The sequence below is a fragment of the Pseudovibrio sp. Ad37 genome, assembly GCF_001623075.1.
In the GTDB taxonomy this organism is placed as follows: domain Bacteria; phylum Pseudomonadota; class Alphaproteobacteria; order Rhizobiales; family Stappiaceae; genus Pseudovibrio.
This window is the reverse complement of record NZ_LMCF01000027.1, coordinates 13360-27286: the sequence shown is the minus strand read 5'-3', so window position 1 is coordinate 27286 and position 13927 is coordinate 13360. Positions and strand designations below refer to the sequence as shown.

Below are 13927 nucleotides of genomic sequence, written 5' to 3'. Positions count from 1 at the left end.
GGGCAAGGATGGATGAAACCGGTACCCTTCCCTCCGCCGGTTCTAGCCGGTTCAGGTTCAACGGGTTCGCCACTAAAGCATCTCAGCACGACAAATACGCGCACCCCGAGGTCAAGCGGTTCTTAACCGGAAAAACACAGAAGCGCAACTGGATATAGCTGGGATGGAGAGGGCACCTGTAGGGAGTTGCAAGAAGAAGCCCGGGCAGTTCCCTGCCCGGACTGGTCGCATTTATTAGGCTGTCAGGTCGAAGCGGTCGGCGTTCATGACCTTGGTCCATGTTGCCACGAAGTCGCGAACGAACTTTTCGTGGTTGTCATCCTGAGCATACACTTCAGCATAAGCGCGCAGGACTGAATTGGAGCCAAACACAAGGTCTGCACTGGTTGCAGTCCACTTTGGCTTGCCAGATTTCCGGTCGCGGATCTCATAGGTGCCATCTTTGAGTGGATGCCAGCTGTTGTCCATATCGGTCAGGTTGACGAAGAAGTCCGTTGTCAGCTGACCTTCGCGGTCCGTGAAGACACCGTGCTTTGATCCGCCATAATTGGCACCAAGAACGCGCAGACCACCAACGAGTGCAGTCATTTCCCAGCCAGTGAGGCGGAGGAGCTGTGCACGATCCAGCATCATTTCTTCCGGGCTAACAGCGTACTCTTGCTTCTGCCAGTTACGGAAGCCATCAGAAATAGGCTCCAATACAGAGAAGGATGTCCCATCAGTCATCGCATCTGTTGCATCACCGCGACCAGAAGCAAATGGAACTTCCACGTTGAAACCAGCTGCCTTGATGGCATTTTCCACACCAACATTTCCTGCCAGCACGATCACATCTGCGACTGAGGCTCCTGCCTGTGCTGCAATTGGTTCAAGCACAGCCAGAACTTTCGCAAGGCGGTCTGGCTCATTGCCAACCCAATCCTTTTGAGGAGCGAGGCGGATACGAGCACCGTTGGCACCACCGCGCATATCAGAACCGCGATAGGTACGTGCGCTGTCCCAAGCGGTTTTGATCAGATCTTCATTGCTCAAACCACTTGCCGCAATTTTTGCTTTCACTGCAACAACATCATAGTTGGTGTTGCCCGCCGGAACCGGATCCTGCCAGATAAGGTCTTCTTTCGGCACATCCGGGCCAAGATAATTGGCTCTCGGTCCCATATCGCGGTGGGTCAGCTTGAACCATGCACGCGCAAACGTATCTCTGAAGTACTCAGGATCTGCGATGAATTTCTGACAGTACTCATTGTAGATCGGGTCAACCTTCATCGCCATGTCCGCATCCGTCATGATCGGATTGTGACGAACAGACGGGTCTGTTGGATCAACAGGTTTGTCTTCTTCCTTGATGGACACCGGTTCCCATTGCCATGCGCCGGCAGGAGATTTTACCTGCTCCCATTCATGGCCGAACAGCATATCGAAAAAGCCCATATCGAATGTGGTTGGGTGTGTGGTCCACGCACCTTCAATGCCAGAAGTAAAGGCATTCGTTGCTTTGCCATCCTGTCCGGGGTTAGACCAGCCAAATCCCTGCTCTTCAAGACCAGCGGCTTCCGGTGCGACACCGATGTTATCGACGGCACCGCGTCCATGGGTCTTACCAACGGTGTGACCACCGCACGTCAGCGCAGCAGTTTCCTCGTCATTCATTGCCATACGAGCAAAGGTTTCGCGGATCTGATCGGCTGTTTTTTGCGGACCGGGAACGCCATTTACGCCTTCAGGGTTCACGTAGATCAGGCCCATATGAGTAGCTGCAAGCGGGTTTTCGAGCGTTGAAGGATCATCCAGATCGTCATAACGCTCTTCACTGCGTGCAAGCCATTCTTTTTCAGATCCCCAATAAGTGTCGATCTCTGGACCCCAGATGTCCTCACGGCCAAATCCGAAACCAAAGGTTTTCAGACCCATGGAGTCATAGGCGATTGTACCTGCAAGGATAATCAAATCAGCCCATGAGAGAGCATTGCCGTACTTTTTCTTGATAGGCCAAAGCAAACGGCGCGCTTTATCGAGGCTTGCGTTATCAGGCCAGGAGTTAAGCGGAGCAAAGCGAATGTTGCCGGAACCGCCGCCACCGCGACCATCTGCAAGACGATAAGAGCCAGCTGTGTGCCACGAAAGGCGGATCATAAGTCCGCCATAATGGCCCCAATCCGCTGGCCACCAGTCCTGACTGTCGGTCATAAGCGCATGGACGTCTGCCTTCACTGCTTCGAAGTCGAGTGATTTGACAGCATCATGATAGTTGAAACCTGGGTCCATCGGGTTGGTACGCGCACCATGTTGATGGAGGATGTCGAGATTCAAAGCATCAGGCCACCATCGGGTAACCGGCTTATCCATCGATGTATTCGCGCCATGTACCACCGGACAAACACCGGCTGTCTTGACATCGTTACCGTGCATTGCTGTCTCCACTATCAAATTTGGCTCTTGCTGGTTTTGACGTAGCGTTTACCTTAAGCGGTGAGACGAAACGATGCATCCAGCAAATTCTAGACTGAATATAGATCGCTAAACGCATTAAGTGAAATTGCATCTTCTGCGCACTACGATAAGTTTTTCTTATCGTATAAATTTTAAGGTAAACGAAGGTGCTTAGATTGCTCCTCTGAGCTCTCCTCATCACACACAAAGATGCTTTTCGCGAGGTGAGGAAAGCATCAGTTCTGCCCTTCAATGCAGCAACAATCCGTGTAAAATATCACATTGATTTTCGCGGAGAAATTTGCATGAGCACTATCAGTCTTCTCAATTCCATAATTGGTCCGGTGATGAGAGGACCGTCGAGTTCTCACTCTGCAGCGCCGTACTTCATCGGGAAGACTGTTCGCCAACTCTCTCTTTGTGATGGCGATAAAATCGTCAATGTCGAAATGGCATTTGATCCAGAAGGTTCTTTTGCCCAAGTCTATACCAACCAAGGCAGTGACGAAGGCTTTGCAGCAGGCTTGGTGGGAGAAGAGGTCACCTCGCCTAAGTATCGACAAGCTCTATCTGATCTGATGAACGGCAAGCCATTTACGCTAGAGATCAACATTAGAAATTTAGACACCAACGATCATCCAAACCGACTAGAAATTGCAGTCACGGTTGAAGACAGCGAAGGCGCACTTCGGGAAGATCACTTCAAAGGCCTTTCAATAGGCGGCGGGATGTTCAAGCTCGATAGCTTTAACTCTTTCGCAATTGATGTGACTGGGAGCGATTTTATACTTCTGCTGGAATGTGGAGACAATTCACCTCTTCAGCAGCTTCCCTCAAATGCAAAGGTACAAGCTCGTGTCTGTGCAGGTTCAAAGAATAGCCACCAACTTATTGAGATCAAATCCAGTTCGCCACTATCACCTCAACAACCAGAGTTGAAAGACATGATAGAACAGAGCTGGAAGGTCAGGTCCTGCACACCTGTCCAATTCTCTGTCCACGACGAGGCCCCTCTTTTTGCCAGCCCAAAGGCTTTGGTCCAACAAACCAGCAGCGGACACAGTTTTGCAGATCTTGCTTTGTCCCTGGAAACCAAACGGTTAGGCTTGACTGAGACCCAAACGCGAAAAGCCTTTGCAGACCGGTATGATGTGATGATGGACGCAGTTCAGGCAGGCCTTGCGCTTACCAATCAATCATCCACTATGAAGTTCCTGAAACCGAGCGCAAAGCAGGTTGGTGCAGCAAATCCCGTGGAGATTATCGGCTCACCATTCTTGCAGGATGCGCTTAGCGCTTCTCTTGCAGTTATGGATGCAAACGCAAATCGGGGAGTGGTTGTTGCTGCTCCAACAGCTGGAAGTTCTGGCATCGTACCGGGCACGCTATATTCCTTGAAACAACAAGGTGTTGATCGTGAAAGGATTATCGACGCCCTTCAAGTCACAGCACTTGTGGGAGCTGTTTTTGCTGAGCACGGAAGTTTTGCCGCTGAAACGGGAGGATGCTCAGTGGAGACTGGTGCTTCAGCCGCAATGATCTCAGCTGGATTGGTCCATCTGTTTGGAGGAACAGCACAACAAGCCTTTAATGCGGCATCACTTTGTCTGATGAATACGCTTGGTTTGGTTTGCGACCCAGTTGGTGGGGAAGTGGAAATTCCCTGTCATGCGCGCAATATCGCTGGGATCGCGCATGCGCAATCGTCTGCGGTTGCTAGCCTTTCTGGTTTTGACGCTGTTTTGCCATTTGATGAGATGGTCATCAGCACACAAAAAGTAGGCAAACAGATGCACTCTGACTTGCGCTGTACCGCTCGCGGTGGATGTGCGGCAACACCGACTGCCTGTGCAATGTGCGGATGAGGTTGATCCATAGATCTCAATGCCTTAACCGCTAATACTCCCTACAATCGTCTCCTTACAGCTGTTCAGGAGCTTTATCATCTCGGAGGTGTCTGGGTTGCAATCTGAGGCGGCTGGCGCATCAATCACCATCTGCCGGACGGCACGTGAATCCGCGTCATTGAACTGCAAGCTCAATCGTTCCACCTTCGGCTGCAGAATCTGGACACCTTCTACCTCACCAATACCTGCCTCCCAGCCTACCTAAGGCTCCCCTCTTCGCCTGTAAGTCGGGTGAGAAGGACATCCATAGATCGGATTTTGAGGGAATGGCGTAAGCTCCTCTCACCCCTCTCAAACAAACCAGATCAGGCCAAGCCAGATCCAGAGGGGGGCTGGGACTATGGCCCAGATGAAGATGGCGGGGAGGTACTCGTAGATTTTCATGGGGCTCTTCCGATTTCCGTCAGATCAATTCAAATGCTTCAGCCAGTGTCACGACGCAGGCAACTGATATGCCGAGTGTTACGAAGACACGAATGTGTTTGAAGAAAGCTAGCTCTGCCTTGGGTTTCACGCCTGAGCCATATCCTCTACCATCCAGGTAGATGCTTGTGATCATGGTCAAAAACAGTAGGAACCAGAGAGCAACCAATCCTTCTGCGATCAAGACAATGGCGGGCAACATAACAGGTCTCCGTAGTTTAAAAGTTTCAGAGCAGACGGTGGTACATCAGAGAAATCAGAGTTCTTTACGAGGAAGAAATTGACAGCTTAATTCGATGCCAAACACTGGTGAGACAACCCCTGCCCTCTATCGTGACAACTTTCCGACTCATAATATCTATTTTATATATATCTTTATCATCGCACATAACAAAAGACATATATTATTTGCATCTTTTCTTAGAAAGAGCTGAGTTGACACTAAATTATGTGTTATTTCATACACTTAAAATATACACAGCACCACATCGCTTTCGGTGTTCAGCACTCTCTGATTTTATGATATACGCACGATATATCTTTGGAGCATCACTATGCGTTTAAATCAGGCAAGCGATTTTGCTTTGCGGCTCGTTATGCAATGCGCCATGCAACCAGACATTCTTCAACGCATCGATCAGGTCGTTTTGCAGCAAGGTTTCTCACGTGGCCATGTGATGAAACTCGTCAACCAACTCTCCCGTGCCGGTATTCTTGAGACCATGCGTGGTCGTGGTGGAGGGTTTAAACTGGGCCGTCTCGCACAAGACATCAGCGTTGGAGATGTTGTCCGCGCGGTAGAGAATGATTTTGCCGTGGTCGAGTGCCTGCGACAGAGCGAATGTGGAGAAATCCAATGCTGCTTCCTCCCCTCTTGTCGCCTAAAACCATTGATGCAAAGAGCATCCAGCGCCTTCCTGAGCGTGCTCGATGAAATGACAATTGAGAGTGCAGTTATCGATTTGCCAGTACCATCTGCTTTGGTGGCACAACAAAGCTAGCAGGAAGAATACTTCGTAGACACTATTGACCTTCTCATTCGTATATTTGACCAATCCTATATTGAATTCACAATTAAATCTAATTTAACAAATAAAAACTCTATTAATAACTATATTCGATTCAGTTAATCTATAGCTCATGAGAAGAGTATTGCGTATCACTTCGTAGCTCCTTAGTCGAATACAGCATAATTGTGTAGCGCGAAGAAATCTTAACGGATTACTAATGTGATTACTCAAACTGAAGCTGCGTTTTGCACTGCGCAGCCTTTGGTAACGGCTGTGCTCGACCGAACAACTGTCTCAGAACTGCTGTAGCTGGCAAATGTGTGAGGGTTGAAATGTGGTATAGTGAGCGTCTTTTCGGAACAACTGTACTTGCGGGCCTTGCGTTTGCCTGCCTGCTTGCCGTCACCATCAGTTTAGCTCCTGCTCAGGAGATTGTCACGGGAACCGTAAACGTACCACCAGACGTCATAGATGCGACCAACGGCATTTATGTGGGCTTTGGGACTGACGGAACGTTAAATATCTCTCAGGGTGAAACAGTCAACTTCAGCGATTTCGTAGGTATCGGGCAGATCAATGCCAACGGAGTTGTGAATATCACTGATAGCGCTTCCATGGTGCAAACCGGTTCAGTCTTTTCGCTCCAGATTGGGACTTCTGTAAATCAGGGAACTCTCAACCTTTCAGACAATGGTAGTTTCCTAGCCTCGCCAACCAGCATTGTCATTGGCAGCGGCGGGACGATTAATATTGGCGGAGAACTCGGTGACCCAGCAACAACACCGGGCTTAATTGAAGCAAGAGACTTGATCTTCTTCGATGGCGCGACAGTGGTCTTTAATGCGACCAGTAGTGGAGGTGAACATATTATTGCTCAGCTCGCCTCTGCCGAAGATGGTGCCGGTGATATCTATTTTGAAGAAGGAACTACGCGACTTACCTCCAACAACAAGCTGTTTCGAGGCAAGATGAGCGTTGATGAAGGAGCCAACGTCGAGTTCATTAACACGAACTCTGCCGGGCAAGGCCAGTTTGAGTTTACCGGTGGCAGTATCACAGCAATCGGAAGCACAACTATTGATGGAGACATTCTTGTTGTGGATGGGCCAGAAGCAAGTGACGCTAACTTCATTACAACCTCTTCAGGCAATTTCAATCTCGTAGGCGACATTACTGGGAACGGAGCCCTCCGGTTTGCAGGCAATGGTGTAACCATTCTGTCGGGCAACAATTCTTGGACCGGTGGAACGGACATTGATGGCACAGAAGTTCAATTTTCAAGCGCGTCCAATCTGGGCAACAGCGCGATTGAATTGAACAGCGGCCACCTCACATTTACCGGCTCTTCAGCAACAATCAACAACCTCATCGATCTGGATGGAACCTCCTCAATTGAGGTTGGCACGAACGACACCCTCACTGTCAGCAATGATATCAGCGGGTCTGGTCGCTTAAAGAAACTCGGAGCAGGAACGCTGGTTCTGGGTGGAGCGGGCAGCAGCTTCAGCGGCGGTTTGGATCTGGCAGCCGGTACTGTGGAGTTTGGAGCGGCAGCCAACATCGGCACAGGTGACGTTCTCTTTTACGGTGGTGATCTGAGTTATATTTCCGGTACAGATGCGACCATCGCCAACGATTTCAAGATGCACGATGACGGTACGCTTGATGTGCAATCCGGACGCACCCTGACATTGACTGGTGACATCACAGATGGCGGCGGCACACCGGGGGCTCTCACCATTGGGTCTGGCGGCACGGTCAACCTGCAGGGCGACAACAATTTCTCCGGTGGCCTCATTGTTCAGGAAAACAGTTCCGTCGAGTTTAACGACCCGGACCGCCTTGGGCTTGGCACAACCACCCTCAACAATGGTAACCTGCTCTATCAGGGCTCCACAGACGTCAATCTCTCAAGGATTGCTATCGCCAGTGGCACAAGCAACACAATCGACATTGATGACAATACGGTCAATCTGGAAATCTCCTCCAACCTTTCCGGCTCTGGCAACTTGTCCATCGATGGTGGCCAAACAACCACCCTAACCGGTACTAACAGCTCATGGACTGGTGATCTTGGCGTAACCGATACCGAGTTGATCTTCAGTGACGGCACCAACATCGGCAACGGCAATGTCGGCATCACGCTGAACTCCTCAACCCTGACCTACACCGGCGGCAGCACGGTCACCATCAATGAACTGGCGTTTTCCGGCGCCGGGAACGTGGTTGGAACGACCGACATCGTTGGCCAGATCAACATCATGTCCGGGCTGACCGGTTCAGATCAGGTTACCTTCACCGGCCCGGGTGAAGTCAATCTGCTTGGCGACAACTCAGGCTACACAGCAGATATTGAAATCGACACCGGCACGCTTGGTCTGGAAGGCTTTTCTACCTCGGCCATTGGGTCCGGCAACGTGATCGTAAACGGTGGAACTCTTTTCTATCTGGGCACAGGCAGCGAAACTGTTGATACGACCAAGCTGCAGGTGAGCAGCAATGATAATACCATCGACATGGCAAACGCAGGTGCAACCCTCACCTGGACAGGAGATGCCACTCCCGGTGGAGGTACCTTCCTAAAGAACGGTGCTGGTACGTTTATCCTATCAGACGGCACCAAATCTCTGGTCAGCTCCACCATCAACGGCGGCACCATGCGGATTGGTACGTCCTTAACGGATAGTTCTACTCTTTCAGGTGATCTGACCGTGAACGCCGATGGTCGGCTCGAAGGGTACGGCACAGCCAGCGGCAGTGTGACACTTAACGGCGGCATCATCGCACCCGGAGCGTCCTTCGGTACAATTACGCTCGGCAGTCTGGACGCGACTGGCACTGGCGGCACGCTGGAAATGGAAATCGGCTCTGATCCGGTATCTGGAATGGCAAACGCGGATCAGATCCAGATCCTCGCAGGTGGCAGCGTGGACCTGAACGACGTTGCGCTTGATCTCGTTAACGTTATGGGTCCAACACCGGTCAAAATCGGCGATGAGTTCGTCATTATTGACAATCTCTCCGCTCCAGGGACAGAGCCGCCGACAGGCACGTTCAGTTCAGTCAGCCACGATATGTTTATGCTTGATGTAAACGTGCTCTACGGTATTCCCGGAGACGGTAACGACGTTGCGATCCAGTTCATCCGAAGCTCCAACAACTTCAATGGTCTGGCAGATACACGCAACGAACATTCAGTCACTCTGGCGCTTGATACTATCAATGAAAGCGGCGATCTCTTCACACAGCTTGCTCCCATGAACAACGCTCAAATTAAAGCTCTTCTCGATCCCCTCGCCGGTGAAATCAACGCTTCAACCCGTGCAATCCTTCTTGCCGACAGCCGCTTCCTGAGACAAGCGGTGAATGACCGCCTTTACAAGGCCCACAGCGCTTTTGCTGCAGACGTGGATGACGACACCGTTTCCCGCACGGTCAGCAACTTTGCGATGTGGGGACAGGTCTACGGCAGCTGGGGTCAATTCTTCTCCGATGGCAATGCCCGCACCACAGGTAGAAGCGTCGGCGGCGTTCTGGTTGGTGTTGATGCAATCTACTTTGACATGGTGCAGCTGGGTGTGGTTGCAGGCTTCGGCAGAACATCCATCGACATCAGCTCCATCGATGCCTCATCTGACAGTGACAGCTACAGTGTCGGCGGCTACGCCAGTGCCAATCCGATCGACAACGTCAAACTGCGCGGAGGTGTTGCCGGTACATGGTACAACATTGCAACTGATCGCGATGTAAGCCTCTTCCCGGAAGAAACACTGTCATCTGACCAGTTCGCCGGTTCTGTGCAAGTGTTTGGTGAGCTTGGGTACACGTTGGAAAGCACCTACGGCAATCTGGAACCTTTCGCAGGAGTTGCCTATGCTTACCTGTCCGGCCCCGGCTTCAACGAAACCGGCGGTGCAGCAGCACTCAAAGCAGATGGACAATCCAACTCCCTCACCTTTCTGACGCTGGGAACACGCGGCGAGTTTGATCTTTCCAACTACCTTTACGGGGACACAAGCTTTGTTGGCTTGGCAGCATGGCAATACTCTTCCGCTGATACGCTCGACTACACCCAAAGCTTCATCGACAGCGGCAACCCCTTCACCGTCGCCAGCGTCCCAATCGCCCGCAACGTGGCCCTGATCGAAACCGGCCTTGAATCCCGGCTAGCCGAGCACATCCAACTCAACATCAACTACTACGGCCTCCTCGCCGACCAAACCCTGGACCACGGCGCCAACGCCAGACTATTCGTGCAGTATTGAGGGAAGAGAAAGCCTAAGCAAAAAACGCGGCCCCGAAGAGCCGCGTTTTGTAAAATTCAAAGGATGTAAGAGCCTTAACCCAGAGCTGCGAGGCGCTCCAAAGCGGCCTCCATCTTTTCCTTGCGCTCAGCAAGTTCAGCCACTTTTTCTTTTTCAGCAGCAACGACATCTTCCGGAGCTTTTGCAAGGAAGCGCTCGTTTTCAAGCTTCTTGGAGATCTTGGTGAGCTCACCAACAATCTTGTCCAAAGACTTGCCAAGACGAGCCTTTTCAGCATCCAGATCGATAACACCTGCAAGAGGCAGACAAACAGTCGCTTCGCCAACAACAATCTGAGCAGAGCCCTGTGGGATCTCATCAGCAGTGGTGACCGTTTCAGCACGCGCGTTCTTCATGATCGCCGCTTCGTGGATTTCCAGACGGGCCTTGGTCTGCTCAGAAGCACCACACAGAACAACAGGAACCTTCGCTCCAGCCGGAACGTTCATTTCAGAACGAACAGAGCGGATCTGGACAATCATGTCGATCAGCCAGTTGATCTCAGCAGCAGCCTCGCCATCTTCACCAATGGAAGTTGGCCAAGCAGAAAGCGCCAGAAGCTTCTCACGCTTGTTCTCGCCATCTTCAACCGTACGCATCCAAAGCTCTTCCGTAATGAAAGGCATGAACGGGTGCAGAAGCTTCAGGATCTCATCACGAGCCCAGGCTGTTGTGGCACGAACTTCTTCCTTGGCCGCTTCATCATCGCTGTAGAAGATCGGCTTGGTCAGCTCAACATACCAGTCACAGAATGTGTTCCACACAAAGCGGTATGCACCACCAGCTGCATCGTTGAAGCGGTAAGTATCAATCGCCTCAGAAACTTCGCGAATAGCGCGGCTTGTTTCAGTCACGATCCAGCGGTTCACGGTCTGCTTAACAAGCGCAGGGTCAAAGCCGTCTACAGCATGACACTCGTTCATTTCCGCAAAGCGGCAAACGTTCCAGAGCTTGGTGGTAAAGTTGCGATAACCAGCAACGCGAGAGGTCGCCAGCTTGATATCGCGTCCCTGTGCCGCCATGGCAGCAAGCGTGAAGCGCAGAGCATCGGCACTGTATTCTTCAATCAGCGCCAGCGGATCGATCACATTGCCCTTGGACTTGGACATCTTCGCGCCCTTCTCGTCACGGACGAGGGCGTGAATGTAAACCGTGTCGAAAGGCTCAGTCTTCATATAGTGCTTGCCCATCATCATCATGCGGGCAACCCAGAAGAAGATGATGTCGAAGCCGGTAACCAGAACAGACGTTGGGTAGTAGCGTGCGAGCTCAGCGGTTTTATCTGGCCAGCCCATAGTCGAGAACGGCCACAACGCAGAAGAGAACCAGGTATCCAGAACGTCTTCATCGCGGTACATGGCAACAAAGTCAGCCTCGCCTGCATCATGCGCAGCAAGAGCATCGTTCTGTTCCATCAGCTTAACAGGCTTGCCGTAAAATTCTGCAGCAGCAGCCAAAGCTTCTTCTTCGCTCTTTTCAACGAAGAACTTACCTTCCGGGCCATACCACGCAGGAATACGGTGTCCCCACCACAACTGACGGGAAATACACCACGGCTGGATGTTTTCCATCCACTCGTAATAGGTTTTGTCCCAGTTGGCAGGAACGAACTTGGTGCGACCTTCACGGACGGATGCAATGGCAGGCTGTGCCATGGTCTTGGCATCAACATACCACTGGTCAGTCAGCATAGGCTCAATCGGAACGCCGCCACGGTCGCCATGTGGAACCATGTTGACGTGATCAACAACCTCATCAAGCAGACCGCGCTCTTCCAGCATGGAAACAATCAGTTTGCGTGCTGCAAAGCGCTCAACACCTTCAAGTGTATCCAGTGTTTTGTTGAGCTCATCGGTCAGTTCCAAACCATCCATAAAGCCTTCTGCTTCACGCAGAACAATGTTGGCTTCACGGTCCATGATGGAAATCTGACGCAGAGAATGACGCTTACCAATGTCAAAGTCATTGAAATCGTGCGCAGGCGTAACCTTCATCGCGCCTGTACCGGTTTCAAGATCAACATAGTCGTCAGCAAGGATTGGAATACGGCGGCCAACCAGCGGCAGGATAATGTCTTTGCCCTGCAGCTCTTTAAAGCGCTCATCATCCGGATGAACGATAACAACCGTATCACCCAGCATGGTTTCCGGGCGAGTGGTCGCAATCACGATGTAATCACGCGTCTCAAACTCGGTCGCCTTGCCGTCTTCATCAAACGCAACAGGGTGCTGGTACGTCACACCATCCGCCAGCGGATAGCGGAAATGCCACATGTTGCCCTGCATTTCCTTCTGCTCAACTTCCAGATCAGAAATCGCAGTCAGAAGTTTAGGATCCCAGTTCACAAGGCGCTTGTCCTTGTAAATCAGGTTCTCTTTGTAAAGAGAAACAAACACTTCCAGAACAGCCTTGGAGAGGCCTTCGTCCATGGTGAAACGCTCACGGGACCAGTCACAAGACGCACCAAGGCGCTTGAGCTGGTTAAAGATCATCCCGCCGGACTCACCTTTCCATTTCCACACACGTTCAATAAACGCTTCACGACCAAGGTCACGACGCGTGATATTGCCGCCGTCAGCAGCCATCTGGCGCTCAACGACCATTTGTGTCGCAATACCTGCGTGGTCCATACCCGGTTGCCACAGAACGTCGCGACCGCGCATACGCTGGTAGCGAACCATAATATCCTGCAAAGTGTTGTTGAGAGCATGGCCCATATGCAGAGAGCCTGTCACATTCGGCGGCGGAATCACGATTGAGTAGGTCGCAGCTCCATCTTCTGCGCCCGCACCTGCCTTAAAGGCCCCTGCCTGTTCCCAAGCATCGTAAATCCGCGGCTCAACAGAGGCCGCCTCATATGTTTTATCCAGCATACCTAAAAGCTCTTCCACTTATGGAGTTTGTCTGGTGTAAATCGGAAGCACTCGCCTAAGTCAACCTTTCAGGCGGCTGAAGGATGCAAATTATGCATCAGACGCGTGTTGTTCACCGCTCCAGCAATCACATATACAACAAAACACCCAAAAACTGCTGAGATATAATTTGAGAATGAATTACGAAGCCTTGTACCTCAAGACCTATGCCTAAATGCGGTGATAGAAGTTAGTAGGTTTAGCAGAATACAAATCGCTGCTGTCTGTACAGCAAGACGGTAACTAAAAGGTTGAAGCGAGAAGAGAGTTTGCAACTCAAAGGGGTAATCAGCAGGTTTTAACAAGCTCTCTGGGAACTCCTCGGGGAAAGTTGATCGGGTAAACAACAAGCTTAGCGCACTCTACCCAGCATGAAACTACTCAACATAGTCCTTATAAGGAGTGTACCATCCATGAGCGAAAGTGGTTCTGTAATTCTTAAATGTGCGTATTTCAGCCTGCCTAGAATCTGGCTCGACAGATTGATGGCCAGTACGTTTTCGACCAAATACAAATTTACTGAATGCTTCACATATTAAGACCATCAAAATGACAATCTGAAACTGAAGCTAGACTTACGTAAGAAAAACCCTAATCACACTAATTTAATTCATATATCTAACCTTAGAAAGGCTTCTATTTTTAAATACACCTCATTACTATGAATAAAATTCACATTTCAATTACCCAGTATGTTACTTATATTTATTTTAATTTATTATCACTACATCACCCACTCTCGTTTTCAGAGGGTAGAGTTCTGCAACCCAATGTACTTCAATTACTTTGATTTATTTTCTCAACTCCTCAAACGCTCCTTTTGAATAGATTCCCAAACACAAAAAAGCAGCACTCGCCGGGCGGGGAGTGCTGCTTTTGGTGGTGGGTGCCCCTGAAAGTTCGGGAGGAGGGTAAACCTTCAAAGGCACCTTATGTCT

The 13927-nt window shown here is 50.7% G+C and carries 6 protein-coding genes and 1 riboswitch; of the genes, 3 read left to right on the top strand and 3 right to left on the bottom strand.

Annotation, left to right across the window (positions count from 1 at the left end; genetic code table 11):
• Positions 1-11: 11 nt before the first annotated feature.
• Positions 12-118: riboswitch (TPP riboswitch) on the bottom strand.
• A gap of 116 nt (positions 119-234) precedes the next feature.
• Positions 235-2412: a catalase/peroxidase HPI gene (gene katG, locus PsAD37_RS08430; RefSeq protein ID WP_063295763.1), complete on the bottom strand. Its 2178-nt coding sequence runs from the start codon at positions 2410-2412 to the stop codon at positions 235-237.
• 326 nt (positions 2413-2738) lie between these two features.
• On the opposite strand from katG, the gene PsAD37_RS08425 reads away from it, so the two are divergent.
• On the top strand, positions 2739-4298 hold the full coding sequence (locus PsAD37_RS08425; RefSeq protein ID WP_063295762.1) for an L-serine ammonia-lyase, iron-sulfur-dependent, subunit alpha: 1560 nt from the start codon (positions 2739-2741) through the stop codon (positions 4296-4298).
• A gap of 445 nt (positions 4299-4743) precedes the next feature.
• Here the strand turns inward: PsAD37_RS08425 and PsAD37_RS08420 are convergent, their stop codons facing one another.
• Positions 4744-4965, bottom strand: coding sequence for a hypothetical protein (locus PsAD37_RS08420; protein ID WP_063287743.1), 222 nt, complete (start codon positions 4963-4965; stop codon positions 4744-4746).
• Positions 4966-5317: 352 nt separating this feature from the next.
• On the opposite strand from PsAD37_RS08420, the gene PsAD37_RS08415 reads away from it, so the two are divergent.
• Positions 5318-5764: an Rrf2 family transcriptional regulator gene (locus tag PsAD37_RS08415; RefSeq protein WP_084407698.1), complete on the top strand. Its 447-nt coding sequence runs from the start codon at positions 5318-5320 to the stop codon at positions 5762-5764.
• Positions 5765-6105: 341 nt separating this feature from the next.
• Complete coding sequence (locus PsAD37_RS08410; RefSeq protein ID WP_063295761.1) at positions 6106-10038, top strand: autotransporter domain-containing protein; 3933 nt, start codon at positions 6106-6108, stop codon at positions 10036-10038.
• A gap of 74 nt (positions 10039-10112) precedes the next feature.
• Here PsAD37_RS08410 and PsAD37_RS08405 read toward each other — a convergent pair whose 3' ends face one another.
• Positions 10113-12950, bottom strand: a complete 2838-nt coding sequence (locus tag PsAD37_RS08405; RefSeq protein ID WP_063295760.1) for a valine--tRNA ligase — start codon at positions 12948-12950, stop codon at positions 10113-10115.
• Between the last annotated feature and the right edge of the window lie 977 nt (positions 12951-13927).